A 21,728-nucleotide genomic window follows, 5' to 3' on the forward strand; every position below is an offset into this window, starting at 1 on the left:
TGCGGCCCGCGAATGGCGTCGGGGTCAGCGCTCCGGACGGTGCAGGACGACATAGCCGCCGGACCGGAACACCTTCCGGTAGCCCGACTCGACGAGCACCTGGACGCGGCGGCGCTGCTCGTCCAGCGAGCCGAAGGGGAAGGTGTGGCGTTCCACGTCGGCCACCACCCACGGCGCGCCGCGCGGGCGCTCGTCCCACAGCAGCACCCGGGCGCGCGCCGTCAGGGCCGGGCCGAGCCGGTTCGCCGCCTCCACCAGCACGCCGTCGGGCACCCTGGCCACCGCCTCGGCCGCGGCCCGCGCACGCTCGTCGCGCCGCAGGTACGAGGGATCCCCCAGGTCGCCGAAGGCGAAGAAGGGCACGGTCACGGCCGCGGCCACCAGCAGCGCCCCGGCCACGGGCGGGTGCACCGGCCACCGGTCGGGCCGCACGCGCTCCCACAGCGCGGCCAGGCGGTCGTGCGGGGAGCGCAGCCGCGCCGCGCCGTCCACGGCCGCGATGACCAGCACGGCGATCAGGAAGGCGTTGTAGTGGTACTCGGGCTTCCACCAGTTGGGGAAGGAGCCGGCCAGCATGCGCTCGGCCAGCAGCGGCACGACGGTCAGGGTGATCGGCGACCGCAGCGGCAGCAACAGCAGCGGCAGGACCAGCAGCGCCGTGGTCCACGGCTTCGTCACCGGGGTGACCAGCGTGATCACCGCGTCCCACGGGCGCGTCAGCACGTGCCACACGGCCTGCGGCAGGTCGTCGCCCAGCGAGCCGTACGCCCAGTAGTAGTCGCCGTCGCCGCCGAACGCGGGGATCAGCACCCGCGACGCCGCCCACGTCGCGACCGCCCCGGCGGCGACCAGGCCCGCCCCGAGGCGGCGTTCGCCGTGCCGGGTCAGCAGGTAGAGGCCGAAACCCGCCAGCAGCAGCCCCATGTCCTCCTTGACCAGCAGCAGCGCGGCGGCGGCCAGCAGGGCCTGGCCGCGGCGGCCCGCGTCGTGCCGCTCCACCGCCAGCGCCGACAGCAGCGGGACGAACGCGACCTCGTGGAAGTCGAACGCCAGCGCCTCGGCGACCGGCCAGGACAGCGCGTAGGCGCCCGCGGCGCAGTAGGCGGCGCGCGTGCCCAGGCGGCGGCGCGCGTACCGCCAGATCGGCGTGATCGCCGCGGCGAACAGCACCGCCTGCGCGACCAGCAGCGTGCCGGGCCCGTCGTGGATCCGGTACAGCGGAGCCAGCAGCGCCAGGATGGGTGAGAAGTGGTCCCCCAGGATCGAGAAGTCGGGCCCGAAACCGTTGTGGACGCCCTTGACCATGGCCACCGGCGCGCCGAACTCGCTGTAGGACCGGACGGCCTGGTCGAAGATGACCAGGTCGTAGGTACCGGCGCGGAACGTCCGCAGCCGCAGCAGGGAGAACGCCGCGTACACCGCCGCCGCGCCCGCGACCATCGCCACCACGGGTACGGCCACCCGCACGGACCGTCGCCGGACTTCGGCCCGCCGGAACCCGCCGGGAACCCCCTCAGCCGCAACCGCCTCCGCCACGGGCCAGGACGCTACCAGCACCGGCCGGTGCCCGAATCCGGCGCCGACCGCCCCGGGCGTCCGCAATAACGGTCAGCGCAGCTCGCCGGCGGCCGGCTCGCGCGCGGTCGTCCGCGCCACGGCTGAGGGCCCGCCGTCCAGCAGGTAGGACTCGCAGTGGTCCAGCCAGCGCACCTCGGCCTCGGACTGCATGATCATCGACTCCAGCACCAGCCGCCACGCCCGGTCGCCGGGCGCGGACGGCACGCCGGGGTCGTCGCCCCTCAGCCGGGTCAGCTCCTGCAGGGTGCGCAGCGTGGCGGTGCGCTGGGCCCGCACGACCCCGCGCACGTCGACGCCCGGCGTGGTGACGGCCAGGGCGAGCTTGATGGCCAGTTCGTCGCGGGGGCGGTCGCCGCGGGCCACGGGCGTGGCGAACCACCGCCGCACGTCCTCCCGGCCGGCCGGGGTGATGCGGTAGACGAGGCGGCCCTCGTCGTCGGCGCCCACCCGGGTCACCAGTTCGTCGCGCTCCAACCTGGACAGCGTGGCGTAGACCTGCCCGATGTTGAGCGGCCATGTCGCACCGGTCGAGGCCTCGAACTCGGCGCGCAGCTGGTAGCCGTAGCGGGGCCCCTGGGCCAGCAGGGCCAGGAGGCCATAGCGGATCGACATGGCCCCACCGTCGCAGACGGCGTATGCGGAGGCAATACCGCGTATGCACACGGACGACACGCGGCGCCGCCTCACCCCGGCCGGTCGGCGGCCCCCTTAACGTAGCCTCCGTGACCCCGGATTCCGCCACCAGCCTCCTGCGCGACATGCTGCGCGTGTACGACCACCGGTTCCTGGACCTCGACGGCGCCGCCCGGCGTGGCATGGTGGCCGGGACGCGGCAGATGCTCGCCGACGGCGGCCTCGCCGACGCCGCCGACCGCACCGCCCTGCCCGCCGCGTACCGGCTGCGCGCCTTCTGCATCCGCCACGACCTGCAGGAGGAGCTGGAGCGCCTGGTCCGCGACGAGGTCGAGGGCGTCGAGGTCGGCACGGTCGTGGTGGGCGGCCGGGTGTACGCGGTCTACCCGTACCTGCGCGGCGTGCCCCGCCAGGACGCCGACGTCACCGCCGAGATCGGCCTGGACCACCGGCTGGACGCGGTCGGCTGGCAGGGCGGCGCGCGGCTGCGGGTGCGCGGTCACGCCGCGGTGCAGCGCGTGCAGGCGCGCGAGACCAAGGTCGAGCTGATCCTGCGGGAGCGGGGCTCGGGGGTGGAGCACCACTTCCCCGCCGAGCCGGGCGAGGAGGGCTTCACCGCCTACGCCGACATCGCCGCCGCGGGCCCGGGCCGCTGGGACGCCTTCGTCGCCGCCGAGGCGCTCGGGATCCGCCGCGAGGAGCGCCTGGGCAGCATCCGCGGCCCCAAGCTGAAGACCGAGCCGCGGCAGCGCCTGCTGGGCCCCGCCACCGAGGCCACCGCCTACTTCACCAAGGGCGGCCACCTGGCCGTCCTGGTCAGGGACGCCGACCGCCGCCCCTCCCCGTTCGCCCGCCTGCGCCGCCTCCTCGCCCGCTCCTGACGCGTTTCCCGACGCGCGGGCGCCCCGGAAAAGCCGCGTGCGCCCGGCCCGGCGTCGGCCGGACCGGGCGCACACTCGTCGACCGCGCGTCCCGGAGACGGGGCTCAGACGGTGCTCAGTCGTTGAGCCAGCTCATCATGGGACGCAGCTTGCCGCCGGTCTTCTCGATCGGGTGCTCGGCCAGCTCCTGGCGGAACTTGGCGAACTGGGCCTGCCCGCCCTCGAACTCCTCCACCAGCTCCTTGGTGAACTTGCCGGACTGGATTTCGCCGAGGATCCGCTTCATCTCCGCCTTGGTGTCGGCGTTGATGATCCGCGGGCCGCGGGTGTAGCCGCCGTACTCGGCGGTGTCGGAGATCGACCAGTTCATCTTGGCCAGGCCGCCCTCGTACATGAGGTCGACGATGAGCTTCATCTCGTGCAGACACTCGAAGTAGGCCACCTCCGGCTGGTAGCCGGCCTCGATGAGCACCTCGAACCCGTTCTTGATCAGCTCGGCGACGCCGCCGCACAGCACCACCTGCTCGCCGAACAGGTCGGTCTCGGTCTCCTCGGTGAAGGTGGTCTTGATGCCGCCCGCGCGCAGCCCGCCGATGGCCTTGGCGTAGGACAGGGCCAGCGGCCAGGCGCCGCCGGAGGCGTCCTTCTCCACCGCCACGATCACCGGCACGCCGCGGCCCGCGGTGAACTGGCGGCGCACCAGGTGGCCGGGGCCCTTGGGCGCGACCATGCACACGTCCACGCCCTCCGGCGGCTTGATCAGGCCGTACCGGATGTTGAGGCCGTGGCCGAAGAACAGCGCGTCGCCCTCGACCAGGGCGGGCTTGATGTCCTGCTCGTAGATCGCGGGCTGCAGGTGGTCCGGCGCAAGGATCATGATCAGGTCGGCCTCCTCGGCGGCCTCGGCCGGGGTGAGCACCCGCAGCCCCTCCGCCTCGGCCTTCTCCCGGCTGGCCGAGCCCTCGCGCAGGCCGACGCGCACGTCCACGCCGGAGTCGCGCAGCGACAGCGCGTGCGCGTGGCCCTGGCTGCCGTATCCGATGACGGCCACGTGCCGCCCCTGGATGACGCTCAGGTCGGCGTCGTCGTCGTAGAACATCTCAGCCACTGTTGCTGCTGCCTTTCTTCACGTGGTGTTGCTCGCTGTTTCAGGGGCGGCGCCGCGTCACGCGCTGCGTTCCAGGGCGCGCAGCGACCGGTCGGTGATGGACCGGGCGCCGCGGCCGATGGCCACCATGCCCGACTGCACCAGTTCCTTGATGCCGAAGGGCTCCAGGACACGGATGAAGGCGTCCAGCTTGTCGCGGTTGCCGGTGGCCTCGATGGTGACCGCGTCCGGCGCCACGTCGACGACCTTGGCGCGGAACAACTGGACGGTCTCCAGCACCTGCGACCGGGTCTCGGCGTCGGCGCGGACCTTGACCAGCACCAGCTCGCGCTGCACCGAGGACGACGGGTCGAGCTCGACGATCTTCAGCACGTTGATCAGCTTGTTCAGCTGCTTGGTGACCTGTTCGAGCGGGAGCTCCTCGACGTTGACCACGATCGTCATGCGGGAGATCTCGGGGTGCTCGGTGGTGCCCACGGCGAGCGACTCGATGTTGAACCCGCGCCGGGAGAACAGGGACGCCACCCGAGCGAGGATGCCCGGCGTGTTCTCCACCAGGACCGACAGCGTGTGCTGGCTCATCGGGTCAGTCTCCGTTCTCCCAGTCGGGGGCCATATCCCGGGCGATCTTGATGTCGTCGTTGCTGGTTCCCGCGGCGACCATCGGCCAGACCATGGCGTCGTGGTGGACGACGAAGTCGATGACCACCGGCGCGTCGTTGATCTCCATGGCCTTGGCGATGGTGGCGTCGACGTCCTCGGTGCGGTCGCAGCGCAGCCCGACACAACCGTACGCCTCGGCCAGCTTGACGAAGTCGGGGACCCGGCGGCTGTGCAGGTTGGTGTTGGAGTAGCGCTCGTTGTAGAACAGCGTCTGCCACTGCCGGACCATGCCCAGATTGCCGTTGTTGATGACGGCGACCTTGATCGGGATTCCCTCGATCGCGCAGGTGGCCAGCTCCTGGTTGGTCATCTGGAAGCAGCCGTCGCCGTCGATCGCCCACACCTGCGCGTCGGGCGCGGCGACCTTGGCGCCCATCGCGGCCGGGACGGCGTAGCCCATGGTGCCGGCGCCGCCGGAGTTGAGGAACGCGCCGGGCCGCTCGTACTTGATGAACTGCGCCGCCCACATCTGGTGCTGGCCGACGCCCGCGACGTAGTAGGCCTCGGGACCGGCCAGCTGCCCGATCCGCTCGATGACGTACTGGGGCGACAGCGATCCGTCGGCGGGGTGGTCGTAGCCGAGCGGGTAGGTCTTCCGCCAGGCGCGCAGCTGGCGCCACCACTCCTCGTAGTCGCCGCGGCGGCCGGCGTCGTGCTCGGCCTGGACCGCCACGATCAGGTCGGCCAGCACCTCGCGGGCGTCACCGACGATCGGGACGTCGGCGTGCCGGTTCTTGGAGATCTCGGCCGGGTCGATGTCGGCGTGCACCACCTTGGCGTCCGGCGCGAAGCTGGACAGCTGGCCGGTGACCCGGTCGTCGAACCGGGCGCCGAGGGCGACCAGCAGGTCGGCGCGCTGCAGCGCGCCGACCGCGCCGACGCTGCCGTGCATGCCGGGCATGCCCATGTGCAGGGGGTGGCTGTCGGGCAGCGCGCCCTTGGCCATCAGGGTGGTGACGACGGGCGCCCCGGTCAGCTCCGCCAGCACCTTCAGCTCGGCGGACGCCTTGGCCTTCAGCACGCCGCCGCCGACGTACAGCACCGGCCGCTTCGCCTGGACGATCAGCCGTGCCGCCTCGCGGACCTGCTTGGAGTGCGGCCGGGTGACCGGGCGGTAGCCGGGCAGGTGCATGGTGACCGGCCAGCTGAACTCGACGGTGGCCTGCAGCGCGTCCTTGGCGATGTCGACCAGCACCGGCCCGGGGCGGCCGGTGGAGGCGATGTGGAACGCCTCGGCGATCGTGCGGGCGATGTCGTCGGCCTTGGTGACCAGGAAGTTGTGCTTGGTGATCGGCATGGTGATGCCGGAGATGTCGGCCTCCTGGAAGCCGTCGGTGCCGATCAGCGGGGTCGCCACCTGCCCGGTGATCGCCACGATCGGCACCGAGTCCATGTAGGCGTCGGAGATCGCGGTGACCAGGTTGGTGGCGCCCGGCCCGCTGGTGGCCATGCAGACGCCGACCTTGCCGGTGACCATGGCGTAACCCTGGGCCGCGTGCCCGGCGCCCTGCTCGTGCCGCACCAGGATGTGACGGAGCTTGCTGGAGTCGTACAGCGGGTCGTAGGCCGGGAGGATGGCGCCTCCCGGGATGCCGAACACGGTGTCGACGCCGACATTCTCCAGGGCGCGGACCAGCGCCTGGGCTCCCGTCATCTGTTCGGTCGTCATGTTCCTGTTCCTTGGGAGAGGTCGGTGTGGCCTTGACCGCCGGACGCGCGGCCGCGGGTCGCGGCCGCTTCACGGGTCACGCGGCCAACAAAAAACCCCCGCCGCCGGGTGACGGTCGAGGGAAGCGCGCAGGACGAAGGGACTCGGTCAGCCTGCGCGCCGACCAAGTACTACGAGAATGCGGGAAGTGCTCTGCACGGGCCCCACTCTCGCCGACTTCGCGCCGCTGGTCAAATCCCTGGACGGCATATCTCAGAATGTGAGACGGCGATGGGGCGGGACGGGCCCTTTCCGGCCGCCGTCCCCGCAGGTCAGGGCGGTGTTCAGCCGGCGGACAGCGCGGAGTCCTCCAGCGGCAGCGTCACCTCGCTCGGCGCGTCCTTCACCTTGAGGTTGGTGCGCACCAGCGACGCGACGCGCCCGGCGGCCATCGGACGGGCCACCAGGTAGCCCTGGCCGCGCGGGCAGCCCATCTCGCGCAGCAGCTCCAGCTGCTCGGGCCGCTCGATGCCCTCGGCCACCACGGTCAGCCCGAGATCGCTGCCGAGCCGCACGATGGTGCGGGTGAGCAGGGTGAGGGTCTCGTCCCGGCCCAGCCCGGCCACGAACGACGGGTCGATCTTGATGACGTCCACGGGGAGCTGCCCCAGGTAGGCCAGCGAGGCGTAGCCGGTGCCGAAGTCGTCGATGGCCAGCCGCACGCCCAGGTCGCGCAGCTGCGACAGCCGCGCCACGCTCTGCCCGGCGTCCTCGACCAGCACCTCCTCGCGCACCTCGACCGTCAGCGCCTGCGGCGGAAGCCCGGTCTCCTCCAGCGCGGCCGCGACCGACTCCACGAAGCCGGGCGCGGCGATCTGCCGGGCGGTGAAGTTGACCGACACGCCGACCTCCCAGGAGTCGCGGCGCCAGCCCGCCACCTCCCGGCACGCCTCGCGCAGCACCCAGTCGCCCAGCGGGGTCATCAGGCCGGACTCCTCGGCCGGTCCGATGAACTCCTCCGGCGGCACCGCCTCGCTGCCCCGCCACCAGCGCACCAGCGCCTCCACGCCGGTGACGCGGGACGTCGCCAGGTCCACCACCGGCTGGAACTCGACGGCGAACTGCTCCTCGGCGAGCGCCCGCTGCAGGTCGCTGCCCAGCTCCAGGCGGCGTACCACGTCGGTGTGCATGTGCGGGGCGAACACCTCGACCCGGCCGCCGCCCAGCTCCTTGGCGCGGGCCATCGCCAGGTCGCCGTTGCGGATGAGGTCGGCTGCGCTGCGCCGCAGCCGCCGCTCGGCGTCGCCGGACGCGGCCGGCGCGCGCGGCCGGTCGGGTCCGGCCGCCGGCTCCCGGTCGCCGGCGAAGGCGATGCCGATGCTGGCGGTCAGCACGATGCCCTTGCCGCCGACCCGGTACGGCTCCTTCGACAGCGCGCGCAGCAGCCGCTCGGCGAGGTCGACGGCGGCCTGGGTGTCGGCGCCGGGGCCCGTGCGGGCGCCCGCGCCGGAAGCGTCCGGGGGGAGCTGGACGAGCACGGCGAACTCGTCGCCGCCCCAGCGCGCCACGGTGTCGTCGGCCTGCACGGCCGCGCGCAGCCGCCGCGCCGCCTGCGCCAGCACCTGGTCGCCGGCCGCGTGCCCGGCCGAGTCGTTGACCGCGGTGAACCCGTCGAGGTCGGCGAACAGCACCGCGACCCGGCCGCCGTCCGGCTGGTGCGACAGCAGCTCGCGGGTGCGCTCTTCGAAGTAGGCGCGGTTGGGCAGCCCGGTGAGCCCGTCGTGGAAGGTCAGGTGGGTGACCTGGCGTTGCAGCGCGGCCTGCTCGCTCAGGTCGCGGGTGGTCACCAGCAGCCGTCCGGGGGCCTCCCCGGTGCCGCTGTAGCGGGAGATCGTCGACTCGGTGGGCAGCCAGGTGCCGTCGGCGGCGCGGATGCGGAACGACAGCCGCAGGGAGTCGGTGTCCTCGTCGCGGACGACGCCGAGGTCGTCGTCGGACGGCGGGGGCGGGTCGTCGACCTCGGGGTCGTCCACGTCCGGCCCGGCCCCCTCCGCCGGACCGTCGGCGGAGTCGTCGGCGGGGTCGTCGAGGAACCCGCTGAACACCGCCCGCACCCGGGGCAGGTCCTCGGGGTGGATGATCTCGTGCAGGCGGCGGCCCAGCAGCTCGTCGGCGGTGTACCGGTACGTGCGCAGGGCGCCCGCGCTGGCGTACAGCACCACCGCGTCCAGACCGCAGATCAGCACCGCGTCGTTGATGCTCTCCGACAGCGCGCGGAAGTGCTCCTCGCCGGTGCGCACCGCGCCGCGCAGCGACTCGTTCTCGCGCAGGAGCTCGGCCAGCCGCGCCAGCAGCACGATCGTGGCCGACCCCGCCACCAGCGACACGACCGGTTCCAGGCCGTGCGTGGCGGTCAGCGAGTGCCCCGCGACGAACAGCGTCGCCGCGGCCGCCACCGCCGCCGTGGTGAGGCCGGGGCCGATCATCCGCCCGGCCCGCCCGTCGCCGGCCTCCTCGGCGGACGCGCCCTGCGGGGCGTCGATCGTCACGCCCTGCGGCACGTCGTCGACGTCCTCGCGGGGGGCGGCCTCGGCCGGGGCCGTCCAGGGGACGAGGACGAGCAGCAGCAGCGCGCCCAGCCGCAGGATGTCGGACGGGTCCTGGGCGGGGGCGCCGCCGCGCAGCCGTATCGCCAGCGTCACCACGTCGGCGACGGCGAGCGCGACCAGCGCCGCGTAGCCCAGCCAGGCGGGGCGTCTGCGCCCGGGCCCGGCGCCCAGCACGAACGGCAGCGCCCCGCATACCAGCACCAGGTCGACCACCGGGTACAGCAGCTCCAGCAGGAACTCGCCCGGCGACTCGCCCGAGCCGTGGTACAGGTCGCTGAACAGGGCCACCCAGCCCAGCACGAACAGCGCGCATACGCATACGTAGGTGTCGGCGGCATAGCGCAGCCAGGCCCGTACGTCCCGCGTCATCCGTATCGGCGCGACCAGCCCGACGACCAGGGAGAACACCGCGGCCAGGTAGAACAGGTCGGCCGCCGACAGCGACAGGGCGCTGCGGGTCGGCATGGCCGAGAACGCGGCGCTGCCCGCCGCGCCGAGGAACCAGCAGATGGCCGCGACGCCGTACCAGCGCCAGGAGGTCCGCCACACCGAGCCGCCGTCGGGCCCCTGCGGCCAGCCGGGCGCCGTGCCGCCGGCGCCGCGCGGACGGCGCGCGGCCAGCAGCAGCGACCCCGCCGCGGCGGCGGCCGCGGCGGCCTCCCCCCAGGCGACGAACAGCCGGCCGCCCCAGCCGAGGAGCGAGCCGAGGGCGTAGAGCACTCCCGCGACCGCGACCATGGCGACCGGCACCGTGCGCGGCGGCAACCGCCGCGGCAGCCGCCTGGCGTTCTCGCCGCTCATCGCGCCGTGTCCCTTTCTGCGCCGTCGGGGCGGACGGCCCCGATCGGGCGCTGCGCCGCGCCCGCTGCTTCGTCGGTATCGGATCTGTCGGTGTCAGACCTGTCGGTGTCGGATCTATCGGTATCGGATCTGTCGGTATCGGATCTGTCGGTATCGGATTTCGATCGGACGATCGGGTAACGCCCGGCAGGTGGTGAATCGTGCCCCGCGCAGGGTTCGCGCTCGGGCTGCTGCGGACGCCGCGGGAGCGCCGGCAGTGGATCAGCGACGTTGCTGCAGTGCGGGATCACCGTGATGCTCAATGTACGTTCCGTAGGTCACGGAGCGATTGAGGCTGAGCGTCCACCCGGCGACGAACGACCTCGTCCGGAATGCACTGGTCGTCCCGCCTGCCCGGCCGTACCGCCGTCTCCTGACGTTGTGTCACCACCGCGGTGCCCGCGCCCCGTCGAACATGATCGTACAGTCCGGGCTCACGGGGGTCGCGGCAAACGCGTGTAACGCCGAAAACGTCGAACACGTCGAACACGTCGAAACAGGCAACCCGGACACCGGTCCGCGGGAACGGGAATGCTGGAACGGGAACGCCGGACCATCCGTATTACGGAGAGACGAAGGGGCGTGCCATGGGACTGCCGAGAGCGCACCGGCTTGCCGCAGCCGCCGCGGCCCTCCTGCTGGCCTCCGCCTGCTCGTCCGGCTCGGAAGGCGGCGGGCGGGGGGCGGCGAGCACGCCGCCGCCGCTGTCCGGCTCCCCCGGCGCGTCCGGACGGCAGACCGCGGCCGGGCTCGGCGAGCCCCGGGAGCTCGCCGGGAACCTGCGGGTGCCGTGGGCGATCGCGTTCCTGCCCGGCGGGGACGCTCTGGTGACCGAGCGCGACACCGCCCGGCTTTTGCGCGTCACGCCGCAAGGGCGGGTCGGCGAGATCGGGCGGGTCCCCGGCGTCGAACCGGGCGGCGAGGGCGGCCTGATGGGCGTGGCGGTGTCCCCGTCGTTCACCCGCGACCGGCTCGTCTACCTGTACTTCACCGCCGCGTCCGACAACCGGGTGGTGCGGTACCGGCTGGACGGCGCGCTCCGGGACGCCCGGCCGATCGTCACCGGCATCCCCAAGGGCGCCAACCACAACGGCGGCCGCCTCGCCTTCGGCCCCGACGGGATGCTCTACATCTCCACCGGCGAGGTGTACCGAGGGGAGCTGGCGCAGGACCGCGACTCGCTCGGAGGCAAGATCCTGCGGGTCACCCCCGACGGGCGGCCCGCGCCCGGCAACCCGTTCGGCACCCGCGTGTGGACCCTCGGCCACCGCAACGTGCAGGGCATGGCCTGGGACGACCAGGGCCGCATGTACGCCACCGAGTTCGGCCAGGACCGCTTCGACGAGGTCAACCGCATCGAGAAGGGCCGCAACTACGGCTGGCCCGAGGTGGAGGGCTTCGGCGGCCGCTCCGGGTTCACCGACCCGCTGCTGACCTGGTCGACCGCGGAGGCGTCGCCGTCCGGCCTGGCCTACGCCGGCGGGTCGCTGTGGGCGGCGGGCCTGCGCGGGCGGCGCCTGTGGCAGGTGCCGCTGGACGGCAGCGGCAGGGCCGGGCGGCCCGTCGCCCGTCTGGAGGACCGGTACGGCCGCCTGCGCGCCGTCGTCCGCGCCCCCGACGGCGCGCTGTGGGTCACCACCAGCAACCACGACGGCCGCGGCAGCCCCCGCTCGGGCGACGACAAGATCCTCGTCATCCCGGTCACCTGAGGGGAGCCGCCGGGTCGCCGACGCGCCGGACGGCCGCGGCACGGCCGTCCGGCGCGGGGCACCGGATCAGGAGGCGCCGAGCTTGTCCAGGATCAGCTGGCGGGCGCGGCCCGCGTCGGCCTTGCCGCCGGTGGCGCGCATCACGGCGCCGACCAGGGCGCCCGCGGCCGCGACCTTGCCGCCGCGGACCTTGTCGGCCACGTCCGGGTTGTCGGCGATGGCCTGGTCGACGATGGCGGCCAGCTCCCCGTCATCGCTGACGATCTTCAGGTTGCGGGCGGCGACGACCTCGTCCGGGCCGCCCTCGCCGGCCAGCACGCCCTCGAACACCTGGCGGGCCAGCTTGTCGTTCAGCTCGCCGGCGTCCACCATCGCCTGCACCCGGGCGACCTGCGCGGGCGTGATCGGCAGGTCGGCCAGTTCCACGCCCTGCTCGGTGGCGCGGCGGGACAGCTCGTTCATCCACCACTTGCGGGCGGCGGCGGGCGAGGCGCCCGCGACGACGGTCTGCTCGATCAGGTCGAGGGCGCCGGCGTTGACGACGTCCCGCAGCTCCAGGTCGGACAGGCCCCACTCGCGCTGCACGCGGCGGCGGCGCGCGGCGGGCAGCTCGGGCAGGCTGCGGCGCAGCTCCTCCACCCACTCGCGGGACGGCGCCATCGGCACCAGGTCCGGCTCGGGGAAGTAGCGGTAGTCCTGCGCCTCCTCCTTGCTGCGGCCCGCGGTGGTGGTGCCGGTGTCCTCGTGGAAGTGCCGGGTCTCCTGCACGACCCGGCCGCCCGAGGCCAGCACGGCGGCCTGCCGCTCGATCTCGTGCCGGACGGCGCGCTCGACCGACCGCAGCGAGTTGACGTTCTTGGTCTCGGTGCGGGTGCCCCACTCCGACGCGCCGCGCGGCATCAGCGACACGTTCACGTCGCAGCGCATCGAGCCCTGCTCCATGCGCACGTCCGACACGCCGAGGGCGCGCACCAGCTCGCGCAGCTCGGTGGCGTACGCGCGGGCCACCTGCGGGGCCTTGTCGCCGGTCGCGGTGATCGGCTTGGTGACGATCTCGACCAGCGGGATGCCCGCCCGGTTGTAGTCGACCAGCGAGTGGTCGGCCCCGTGGATGCGGCCCGTGGCACCGCCGACGTGCAGCGACTTGCCGGTGTCCTCCTCCATGTGGACGCGCTCGATGCCGATGCGGTAGGTCTCGCCGTCCACCTCCACGTCCAGGTGGCCGTCGACGCACAGCGGCTCGTCGTACTGCGAGATCTGAAAGTTCTTCGGCATGTCCGGATAGAAGTAGTTCTTCCGGGCGAACCGGCACCACTCCACGATCTCGCAGTTGAGCGCCAGGCCGATCTTGATGATGCCCTCGATCGCGGCCCGGTTGGTGACCGGCAGCGCGCCGGGCAGGCCGAGGCAGACCGGGCAGACCTGGGTGTTGGGCGGGGCGCCGAACGTGGTCGGGCAGCCGCAGAACATCTTGGACGCCGTGCCCAGCTCGATGTGGGTCTCCACGCCCAGCACCGGCTCGTAGCGGGCCAGCGCCTCGTCGTAGTCCATCAACGCCGCCTGCGACATGGTGGTCATTCGCCTGCCTCCGCCAGCTCGGGGGCCTTGGCCAGCAGCGGGCCGCCCCACCGGTCCTCCAGGGCCTTCTCCACGGCCGCACCGACCCGGTACACCCGGTCGTCGCCCAGCACCGGCGCCATGATCTGCAGGCCGACCGGCAGGCCGTCCTCGTCGGCGAGGCCGCAGGGCACGGACATGGCCGCGTTGCCCGCCAGGTTCGCCGGGATCGTGCACAGGTCGGCCAGGTACATCGCCATCGGGTCGTCGGCGCGCTCGCCGATCGGGAACGCCGTGGTCGGCGTGGTCGGCGACAGCAGCACGTCCACCTGCTCGAACGCCGCGTCGAAGTCGCGCGCGATCAGCGTGCGGACCTGCTGGGCCTTGCCGTAGTAGGCATCGTAGTAGCCCGACGACAGCGCGTAGGTGCCCAGCATGATGCGCCGCTTGACCTCGGGGCCGAAGCCCTGCGCCCGGGTCAGCGCCATGACCTCCTCGGCGCTGCGGGTGCCGTCGTCGCCGACGCGCAGCCCGTAGCGCATGGCGTCGAAGCGGGCCAGGTTGGACGAGCACTCCGACGGCGCGATCAGGTAGTAGGCGGGCAGGGCGTACCCGAAGTGCGGGCAGGACACCTCGACCACCTTGGCGCCCAGCGACTCCAGCAGCTCGACGGCCTCGCGGAAGCGGGCCAGCACGCCCGGCTGGTAGCCCTCGCCGCCCAGCTCATTGACCACGCCGATGCGCAGCCCCGCCACGTCGGCGCGGCGGGCCGCCTCGACCACCGGCGGCACCGGCTTGTCGATCGAGGTGGAGTCCATCGGGTCGTGGCCGCTGAACGCCTCGTGCAGCAGCGCGGCGTCGAGCACGTTGCGGGCGAACGGCCCGGGCGTGTCCAGCGACGACGCGAACGCGATCACTCCGTACCGGGACGAGCCGCCGTAGGTGGGCTTGACCCCGACGATGCCGGTGACCGCCGCGGGCTGGCGGATCGAGCCGCCGGTGTCGGTGCCGGTCGCCAGCGGCGCCTCGTAGGCCGCCACCGCGGCCGACGACCCGCCGGACGAGCCGCCCGGGACCCGCGCCAGGTCCCACGGGTTGTGCGACGGGCCGTAGGCGCTGTTCTCGGTGGACGAGCCCATCGCGAACTCGTCCATGTTGGCCTTGCCGAGGATCACCAGCCCCGCCGCGCGCAGCCGCGCGGTCACCGTCGCGTCGTACGGCGGCCGCCACCCCTTGAGGATCTTCGACCCGGCGGTGGTCGGCATGTCGGTGGTGGTGAACACGTCCTTGTGCGCGATCGGCACCCCGGCCAGCGGGCCGAGCTCCTCGCCCGCGGCGCGCCGCTCGTCGACCGTGCGCGCCTGCGCCAGCACGGCCTCCTCGTCGACGTGCAGGAACGCGCGCACCCGCCCGTCGACGGCGGCGACCCGGTCCAGGTGCGCCCGCGCCACCTCCACGGCGGACGCCTCGCCGGAGGCCACCAGCGCCGCCAGTTCCGCCGCGGTCTTCCTGGTCAGATCACTCACCGCTCACGCCTCCTCGTCCAGGATCCGCGGGACCCGGAAGCGCTGCTCCTCGGCCGCCGGGGCGCCCGCCAGCGCCTGCTCGGGCGTCAGCGAGGGCCGGACCTCGTCGGCCCGGTACACGTTGGTCAGCGGCAGCGCGTGCGAGGTCGGCGGGATGTCCTGCGCCGCGACCTCCTGCACCCGCGCGACCGCGGAGATGATCTGGTCGAGCTGGGCGGCGAAGTGGTCGAGTTCGTCCTCGCCGAGCGCCAGCCGGGACAGCCGGGCGAGGTGCGCCACCTCGTCACGGGTGATGGCGGTCATCTGGAAAACCGTTCCTGAGATCGGATTGGGTTCCCTGCCATCCTATGGGTCCCGCAGGCCACGGCCGACGCGTTCGCCGTCCCGCGCGCCGGGCGCCGGGCCTTCGCCGGGCGGCGCAGTTTCGGACGGCGGTTCAGGCGGCGGGTTCGGGGGCGCGCTGCATGCGGCGGCGCAGCCAGTCGGTGGCGGTGGCGGCGTCCATGGGGCGGCCGAAGTACCAGCCCTGGGCGGCGTCGCAGCCCATCTCGCGCAGCATGCTCGCGGTCTGCGGGTCCTCGACGCCCTCGGCCACCGAGCGCAGGCCGAGCGTGCGGACCAGGTCGACGGTGGAGCGGACGATCACCGCGTCGTCGGGCGAGCGGGTCAGCCGCCGCACGAACGAGGCGTCGATCTTGATCTCCTCCACCGGCAGCCGCTTCAGCCGGACCAGCGACGAGTAGCCGGTGCCGAAGTCGTCCAGGCTGAGCGGGATGCCGAGCTCGGCCAGCGCGCCGACGGTGTCGGAGGCGTAGGCGGGCTCGTTCATCAGGATCCGCTCGGTGATCTCCAGCTGCAGGGCGGCGGTGGGCAGGCCGCGGGCGAGCAGCCCGCTCTCGATCGTCTCGGTGAGGCCGGTGTCGAACAGGTCGCGGCCGGAGGCGTTCACCGCGACCTGGACGGTCAGGTCGTCGCGCCACCAGGCGGCGGCCTGCGCCAGGGCGGCGTCCACCACGTAGTGGGTGATGGAGCGCATCAGGTACGTCTGCTCGGCGATCGGCAGGAAATGCTCGGGCTCCAGCACGCCCTTGTCGGGATGGCGCCAGCGCACCAGCGCCTCCATGCCGACCAGCTGCCCGTCGTGCAGGGACACCTTGGGCTGGTAGAACAGCTCCAGCTCGCCGCGGTCGATGGCGCGGCGCAGGTCGCCCAGCATGCTCAGCCGGGCCGGGGAGTTGCGGTCCTTGTCGGGCGAGTAGACCTCGACGCCCGAACGGCCCTCCTTGGCGTGGTACATCGCCACGTCGGCGCGCTGCAGCAGCAGCTCGAAGTCGGGGGCGTGGTCGGGGAACAGCGCGATGCCGACGCTGCCCTCCAGGTCGAACGACATGCCGTCCAGCCGGACCGGCTCGCCGAGCGCGGCGCGCAGCCGGGCGGCGACCTCGCGGGCCGCGGCGATGTCGCGGACGGCGGGCAGCAGCACGGCGAACTCGTCGCCGCCGAGCCGGGCCACCAGGTCGCCGGGCCGCACGCTGTGGGTGAGGCGGTGCGCCACCAGCTGCAGCAGCCGGTCGCCGGTCGCGTGGCCGAGGGTGTCGTTGACCTCTTTGAACCGATCCAAATCCAGCAGGAAGAGGCCGACGCGGGCCTCCTGGCCGGCGCTCCTGCCGCGGGACGCGGCGCGGGCGGCGGCGGCGCGGGCCTCGGCCAGCGACTCCTCGGTGCGCAGGGTCAGCATCTTGCGGTTGGGCAGGCCGGTCAGCCCGTCGTGCAGGGCCTGGTGCTCGCGGCGCACCGAGGCCGAGGCGTTGAGGTAGACGGCGATGAACGGCAGCAGGATGAGCGGGACGAACGCGGCGGACCGGTCCATCGCCACGACGACCAGCGGCGCCAGCGCCAGCAGCGCCAGGTGCACCAGGATCTGGTAGCCCAGGTCCTGGTGCAGCGCCTTGAGCAGGGACACCCGCTCGTGCAGCGCGACCGCGGCGCCGACGAGGCCGTCGTTGCAGACGAAGTAGACCGCCCCGGCCGCGGCGATCGCCGGCAGGTCGCCGCCCCGGGGCAGCCACAGGTCCGTCGGGCTCGGGTGGACGCCGAACAGCGCCAGCGTCCCGTAGGCGGCGGCCAGGCTGAGGGTGTACTGGGCGGCGTTGAACGCGATGCGGTGCGGGGTGCGGCCGCGCAGCACGCCGCAGGCGACCACGGCGGCCGCCTGCAGCGCCGCGGCGATGGGCAGCCCCGCGTACAGCAGGGCCGCGAACGAGAAGGTCGTGGAGGTGGTGGCGCCGTGGTTCCCGGTGGAGCCGGGGGTGATGATCGGCCGCAGCTCGCCGAAGACGATGAAGGCGGCCAGGATCCAGAACACCGGGTTGCGCGCCAGCGCGTCGACCTGCGCGCCGGACATGCCCGCCAGGGCGGCCGCGAACACGGCGGCGCCCGCGACGGTGACGACCGCGAAGTAGATCCACAGCGGGGAGCCCCGGCGCGGCACGGTGTTCCGCGTGTTGTTCGGGTCCTTCATCACATCCTCGAAGGGTCGGCAACCGCCCCCCGGTCGGCCGCGGGTCCGTGGTCACCGCCGGCTTCGTCGCCGGCGGCATGGGCCCGTCCCCCGTTCTGTGACGAGCGGAGGCTCGGGAGGGTCGTGATGACTGGGAAGGGTACGGCCTTTGCTCAACTTCGCGAAACCGGTTGCGTACGTTCCGTTATTCCCTTTCCGCTCCAGTCCACTACCCCTACGTAGCGACATCGTACCCCTGGGTAACCCGATACTGGTTAACCTTGCAACGAGTACGGGCGGTCATTCGTCCCCGCGGAGGGTTACGTTTTTGGCCGCTTCCGGCCCGTCGGACAGCAGCACCCCGAACCCCGCCTCGTCCAGGATGGGCACGCCGAGCTTGACCGCCTTGTCGTACTTGGACCCCGGGCTGTCGCCGACCACCACGAACCCGGTCTTCTTCGACACCGACCCGGTGACCTTGCCGCCGAGCCGCTGCACCGCCTCGGTGGCCGAGTCGCGGCTGTACCCCTCCAGCGAACCGGTGATCACCACGGTGACGCCCTCCAGCGGGCGCGGCGCCGCGGCGCCCTCCTCCTCCATGCGGACCCCGGCCGCGGCCCACTTGCGGACGATCTCCCGGTGCCAGTCGACCTCGAACCACTGCTTGATGGAGCGGGCGATCGTCGGGCCGACCCCGTCGACGGCCGCCAGCTCCTCCTCGGTGGCGTTGCGGATCGCCTCCATCGACCGCAGCTCGCGCGCCAGGTCCTGGGCGGCGGTCGGGCCGACGTGCCGGATGGACAGCGCCACCAGCACCCGCCACAGCGGCTGCCGCTTGGCCTTCTCCAGCTCCTCCAGCAGCACCTCGACGATCTTCTTGGGCTGCCCCTCCTTGTTGGCGAAGAACGTGACGACCTTCTCCTCGCCGGTCTTGGGGTCGGTCTTGGGCAGCCCGGTGTCGGGGTCGAGCACCAGCGTCTTGATCGGCAGCAGCTGCTCGACGGTCAGGTCGAACAGGTCGCCCTCGTCCTTCAGCGGCGGCTCGGCGGGCTCCAGCGGGCGGGTCAGCGCGGTCGCCGCCACGTACCCGAGCGCCTCGATGTCCAGCGCCTTGCGGCTGGCCAGGAAGAACAGCCGCTCACGCAGCTGCGCCGGACACGAACGCGCGTTCGGGCAGCGGATGTCGACGTCGCCCTCCTTCTCGCGGGCCAGCGGCGTGCCGCACTCGGGGCAGCGGTCGGGCATGACGAACTCGCGCTCGGTGCCGTCGCGCAGGTCGGTCACCGGCGCCACGATCTCGGGGATGACGTCGCCCGCCTTGCGCAGCACCACGGTGTCGCCGATCAGCACGCCCTTGCGCTTGACCTCGTCGGCGTTGTGCAGCGTGGCGCGCTCGACCGTGGACCCGGCGACGAACACCGGCTTCATCACCCCGTACGGGGTGACCCGCCCGGTGCGGCCCACGCCGACCTTGATGTCCAGCAGCTTGGTGTTGACCTCTTCGGGCGGGTACTTGAACGCGATCGCCCAGCGCGGCGCCCGCGAGGTGGACCCCAGCCGCCGCTGCAGCGGGAACTGGTCGACCTTGACGACCACGCCGTCGATCTCGTACTCGGGGTCGTGCCGGTGCTCGCCGTAGTACTCGATGTACTCGCGCACCCCGGCCATGTCGGGCACCACCCTGTAGCGGTCGCTGACCGGCAGGCCCCACTCGCGCATCATCTCGTACGCCTGCGCCTGGCTGTCGGGCCGCTTGCCGCCCTCCCAGCGCCCGAACCCGTGCACCAGCATGCTCAGCGGCCGCCGGGCGGTGACGCGCGGGTCCTTCTGCCGCAGCGAGCCGGCGGCGGCGTTGCGCGGGTTGGCGAACGGCTCCTTGCCCTCCTCCACCTGGGCGGCGTTGACCTGCTCGAACCCCTCGCGGGGCAGGAACACCTCGCCGCGCACCTCCAGCAGCTCGGGCCAGCCGTCGCCGGCGAGCCGGGTGGGGATCGCCTCGATGGTGCGGATGTTGGGGGTGATGTCCTCGCCGGTGCGGCCGTCGCCGCGGGTGGCGCCGCGTACCAGCCGACCGTTCTCGTAGATCAGCGCGACCGCCAGCCCGTCGATCTTCAGCTCGCACAGGTAGGCGGCGACCTCGCCGACCTCGCGCCGCACCCGCTCGTCCCAGGCGGCCAGCTCCTCGGCGTTCATCGCGTTGTCGAGGCTCTGCATGCGCTCGAGGTGCTCGACGGTGGCGAAGTCGGTGACGATGGGCGCGCCGACCCGCTGCGTCGGCGAGTCGGGGGTCACCAGCTCCGGATGGGCCGCCTCCAGCTCGCGCAGCTCGCGCATCAGCGCGTCGTACTCGGCGTCGCTCAGCGTCGGCCGGTCGAGCACGTAGTAGCGGTAGTTGGCCTCGTCGATCTCCCGGCTCAGCTCCGCGTGCCGCTGCGCCGCCTCGGTGGGAACGCCGTCGCTCAACGTCATGGACCTATTCTCGCGCGCCCCACCGACATTCCGGCCCCCCGACGGCGTCCGAGTCGTCCCGGTAGCACCCGCGCTGATCTGCCACAACGCGCCGACCGCCCGGTCGCCGGGGGCGCTACTCGGCCGCCTCGTGCAGCATGCGGGCGGTGTCGCGGCAGCGTTTCACGGCGGCCCGCACGTAGCGGGGGGACGCCCCCGCCAGGCCGCACGCCGGGGTGATGACGACCTGCTCGGCCAGCCGGGCGGGCGCAAACCCCAGGCGCCGCCACAGGTTCCGCACGGGCTCGGCGGTGTCCTTGAGGGCGGGCAGGGCCGTGTCGGTGCCCGGCACCGCGCCGAGCCACAGCCCCACCCCGGCGTCGATCGTCTCCCCCACGGCGTCGTCGTGGCGTTCGGGAACCAGCGCCAGGTCCACCGAGATCGCCTGGGCGCCCGCCCCGCGCAGCAGCCCGTAGGGGACGTCGCGCGCGCAGCAGTGCACCACGGGGAAGGCGGCGTCGTCCGCGCAGGCGGTCTCGATCACCTGGCGCAGGCCCTGTTCGGCCACGGGGGCCTCCACGGGCGGGAGCCGGGAGAAGCCGCTGGCGGTCGGCACCCGCCCGGCCAGCACCGCGGGCAGCGCGGGCTCGTCGAGCTGCAGCAGGATCCGCGCGTCCGGCAGCCGCCGCCGGACCTCGGCGACATGCCCGGCGACGCCCTCGGCGAGCGAGGCGGCCAGGTCGCGGACGGCGCCCGGGTCGCGCAGCGCGCGGTCGCCGTGCCGCAGCTCGACCGTCGCGGCCAGCGTCCACGGCCCGCACACCTGGATCTTGAACGGGCCGTCGTGCCCGCCCGCCAGCTCCTCCAGCACGTCCAGGTCGCGCGCCAGGTGGTCGCGGGCCCGGCGCAGGTCGCGGCCGGGCCGGTCGGCGAACCGCCAGCCGGAGGGCTGCAGGTGCACCGGCAGGTCCACCAGCAGCCCGGCGGTGCGGCCGGTCAGGTCGGCGCCCGGCCCGCGGTCCGGCAGCTCGGGCAGGTGCGGCAGCTCGGGCAGCTCGCCGAGCACGATCCGCAGCGCCTCGGCCGGGTCGTCGCCGGGGTACGACCCGACCCCCGTCGCGCTCCCCACCGCCCAGGGAAAGCTCATCGTCACGCCCGGATACCCTAGCCAACCCTCGGACCGCACGAACGGCCTGAACGAGGCGTCACAGGAGCCCGGCCAGGGCGTCCAGACGGCGCAGGGTGGCGTCCTGCGGCTCGGTCGACAGGTTGAACAGGATCTCGTCGACGCCCGCGGCCGCGAGCTCGTCGACCGCCTTGCGCTCGCCGGGCACGCTGAACACCGTGACCGGCACGCGCCGCCCGGCCCGCTCGCGCAGCTCGGCGACCTGCCGGGCCAGATCGTCGGTGCCGCGCCCGTAGATCGGCAGCCACCCGTCGCCGAAGTCGATCACCCGGTCGAACGTGGTGGGGCCGGAGCCGCCCACCATCACGGGCGGGTGCGGGTCCTGCACCGGCTTGGGGTAGCTGAAGACGGGGTCGAAGTCGACGAACTCGCCGTGGAACTCGGCCTCCTCGGCGGTCCACAGCTCCTTGATCGCCAGCACGCGCTCGCGCATCAGCCGCATGCGGGTGCGCGGGTCGGTGCCGTGGTTGCGCATCTCCTCGCGGTTCCAGCCCGCGCCGACGCCGAGGACGGCGCGTCCGCCGGAGACCCGGTCCAGCGAGGCCAGCTCCTTGGCCAGGACGATCGGGTCGCGCTGGATCACCAGGGCGATGCCGGTGCCGACGCGCAGCCGCTCGGTCACCGCCGCCGCGGCGGTCAGCGTCACGAACGGGTCCAGGGTGCGGTAGTAGTGGCGCGGCAGCTCGCCGCCGCCCGGCCACGGGCTCTCCCGCTTGACGGGGATGTGGGTGTGCTCGGCCACGTACAGGGAGCCGAACCCCCGCTCTTCCAGGGCCCGCCCCAGGGCCGCCGGGCCGATTCCCTCGTCGGTCACGAACGTGGACACGCCGAACTGCACGAGT

At 73.4% G+C, this 21,728-nt stretch carries 14 protein-coding genes and 1 pseudogene; 2 read left to right on the forward strand and 13 right to left on the reverse strand.

All coding sequences use genetic code 11. The annotated features are described in order from the left end of the window. Positions 1 to 24: 24 nt before the first annotated feature. Positions 25 to 1,461, reverse strand: coding sequence for a DUF2079 domain-containing protein (locus QSK22_RS26230; RefSeq protein WP_285497049.1), 1,437 nt, complete (start codon positions 1,459 to 1,461; stop codon positions 25 to 27). 147 nt (positions 1,462 to 1,608) lie between these two features. Beyond that, positions 1,609 to 2,190, reverse strand: a complete 582-nt coding sequence (locus tag QSK22_RS26235; protein WP_285497050.1) for a PadR family transcriptional regulator — start codon at positions 2,188 to 2,190, stop codon at positions 1,609 to 1,611. Positions 2,191 to 2,300: 110 nt separating this feature from the next. Here QSK22_RS26235 and QSK22_RS26240 point away from each other — a divergent pair, with 110 nt between their 5' ends. After that, positions 2,301 to 3,092, forward strand: coding sequence for a hypothetical protein (locus QSK22_RS26240; protein ID WP_285497051.1), 792 nt, complete (start codon positions 2,301 to 2,303; stop codon positions 3,090 to 3,092). A gap of 115 nt (positions 3,093 to 3,207) precedes the next feature. On the opposite strand, the gene ilvC is transcribed toward QSK22_RS26240, so the two are convergent. The 4 genes and pseudogenes from ilvC to QSK22_RS26260 all read right to left on the reverse strand — a co-directional run bounded on the left by ilvC (position 3,208) and on the right by QSK22_RS26260 (position 9,921). Beyond that, the gene (ilvC, locus tag QSK22_RS26245; protein WP_285497101.1) at positions 3,208 to 4,191 is read right to left on the reverse strand and encodes a ketol-acid reductoisomerase; all 984 of its coding nucleotides are present in this window, start codon (positions 4,189 to 4,191) and stop codon (positions 3,208 to 3,210) included. Positions 4,192 to 4,257: 66 nt separating this feature from the next. After that, positions 4,258 to 4,782: an acetolactate synthase small subunit gene (ilvN, locus tag QSK22_RS26250; RefSeq protein ID WP_285497052.1), complete on the reverse strand. Its 525-nt coding sequence runs from the start codon at positions 4,780 to 4,782 to the stop codon at positions 4,258 to 4,260. Between the two features lie 4 nt (positions 4,783 to 4,786). Continuing rightward, positions 4,787 to 6,544 (reverse strand): annotated as a pseudogene (locus QSK22_RS26255) (acetolactate synthase large subunit); the annotation flags it as partial. A gap of 311 nt (positions 6,545 to 6,855) precedes the next feature. Beyond that, positions 6,856 to 9,921, reverse strand: coding sequence for a putative bifunctional diguanylate cyclase/phosphodiesterase (locus QSK22_RS26260; protein ID WP_285497053.1), 3,066 nt, complete (start codon positions 9,919 to 9,921; stop codon positions 6,856 to 6,858). A 626-nt stretch (positions 9,922 to 10,547) separates the two neighbouring features. Here QSK22_RS26260 and QSK22_RS26265 point away from each other — a divergent pair. Beyond that, complete coding sequence (locus tag QSK22_RS26265) at positions 10,548 to 11,669, forward strand: PQQ-dependent sugar dehydrogenase (protein WP_285497054.1); 1,122 nt, start codon at positions 10,548 to 10,550, stop codon at positions 11,667 to 11,669. A gap of 66 nt (positions 11,670 to 11,735) precedes the next feature. Here QSK22_RS26265 and gatB read toward each other — a convergent pair whose 3' ends face one another. The 7 genes from gatB to QSK22_RS26300 form a co-directional block, all read right to left on the reverse strand. After that, positions 11,736 to 13,247, reverse strand: coding sequence for an Asp-tRNA(Asn)/Glu-tRNA(Gln) amidotransferase subunit GatB (gatB, locus tag QSK22_RS26270; protein ID WP_502872367.1), 1,512 nt, complete (start codon positions 13,245 to 13,247; stop codon positions 11,736 to 11,738). Continuing rightward, positions 13,244 to 14,752, reverse strand: coding sequence for an Asp-tRNA(Asn)/Glu-tRNA(Gln) amidotransferase subunit GatA (gatA, locus tag QSK22_RS26275; protein ID WP_285497055.1), 1,509 nt, complete (start codon positions 14,750 to 14,752; stop codon positions 13,244 to 13,246). Before gatA ends, gatB begins: the two co-directional genes overlap by 4 nt. Positions 14,753 to 14,755: 3 nt before the next feature. After that, on the reverse strand, positions 14,756 to 15,055 hold the full coding sequence (gene gatC, locus QSK22_RS26280; RefSeq protein WP_285497057.1) for an Asp-tRNA(Asn)/Glu-tRNA(Gln) amidotransferase subunit GatC: 300 nt from the start codon (positions 15,053 to 15,055) through the stop codon (positions 14,756 to 14,758). A 133-nt stretch (positions 15,056 to 15,188) separates the two neighbouring features. Continuing rightward, a complete protein-coding gene (locus tag QSK22_RS26285; RefSeq protein WP_285497058.1) occupies positions 15,189 to 17,273 on the reverse strand; it encodes a putative bifunctional diguanylate cyclase/phosphodiesterase in 2,085 nt (694 codons plus the stop codon). A 279-nt stretch (positions 17,274 to 17,552) separates the two neighbouring features. Beyond that, complete coding sequence (gene ligA, locus QSK22_RS26290; protein ID WP_285497059.1) at positions 17,553 to 19,721, reverse strand: NAD-dependent DNA ligase LigA; 2,169 nt, start codon at positions 19,719 to 19,721, stop codon at positions 17,553 to 17,555. Between the two features lie 115 nt (positions 19,722 to 19,836). After that, positions 19,837 to 20,847 carry a methionine synthase gene (locus tag QSK22_RS26295; protein ID WP_285497103.1) on the reverse strand — a complete coding sequence of 337 codons (1,011 nt, stop codon included), beginning with the start codon at positions 20,845 to 20,847 and terminating at the stop codon, positions 19,837 to 19,839. Between the two features lie 58 nt (positions 20,848 to 20,905). Next, positions 20,906 to 21,724, reverse strand: a complete 819-nt coding sequence (locus QSK22_RS26300; protein ID WP_285497060.1) for an LLM class F420-dependent oxidoreductase — start codon at positions 21,722 to 21,724, stop codon at positions 20,906 to 20,908. Positions 21,725 to 21,728 lie beyond the last annotated feature (4 nt).

It is taken from the genome of Actinomadura sp. NBRC 104425, assembly GCF_030269545.1.
GTDB lineage: Bacteria > Actinomycetota > Actinomycetes > Streptosporangiales > Streptosporangiaceae > Spirillospora > Spirillospora keratinilytica.

Excerpts from the sequence above, each read along its gene's own strand:
- gatC (WP_285497057.1), bottom strand. The coding sequence starts at position 15,055 with ATGACCGCCATCACCCGTGACGAGGTGGCGCACCTCGCCCGGCTGTCC.
- QSK22_RS26235 (WP_285497050.1), bottom strand. The coding sequence starts at position 2,190 with ATGTCGATCCGCTATGGCCTCCTGGCCCTGCTGGCCCAGGGGCCCCGC.
- ilvN (WP_285497052.1), bottom strand. The coding sequence starts at position 4,782 with ATGAGCCAGCACACGCTGTCGGTCCTGGTGGAGAACACGCCGGGCATC.
- ligA (WP_285497059.1), bottom strand. The coding sequence starts at position 19,721 with ATGACGTTGAGCGACGGCGTTCCCACCGAGGCGGCGCAGCGGCACGCG.
- QSK22_RS26285 (WP_285497058.1), bottom strand. The coding sequence starts at position 17,273 with ATGAAGGACCCGAACAACACGCGGAACACCGTGCCGCGCCGGGGCTCC.
- ilvC (WP_285497101.1), bottom strand. The coding sequence starts at position 4,191 with ATGTTCTACGACGACGACGCCGACCTGAGCGTCATCCAGGGGCGGCAC.
- QSK22_RS26295 (WP_285497103.1), bottom strand. The coding sequence starts at position 20,847 with ATGAGCTTTCCCTGGGCGGTGGGGAGCGCGACGGGGGTCGGGTCGTAC.
- QSK22_RS26265 (WP_285497054.1), top strand. The coding sequence starts at position 10,548 with ATGGGACTGCCGAGAGCGCACCGGCTTGCCGCAGCCGCCGCGGCCCTC.
- QSK22_RS26260 (WP_285497053.1), bottom strand. The coding sequence starts at position 9,921 with ATGAGCGGCGAGAACGCCAGGCGGCTGCCGCGGCGGTTGCCGCCGCGC.
- gatB (WP_502872367.1), bottom strand. The coding sequence starts at position 13,247 with ATGACCACCATGTCGCAGGCGGCGTTGATGGACTACGACGAGGCGCTG.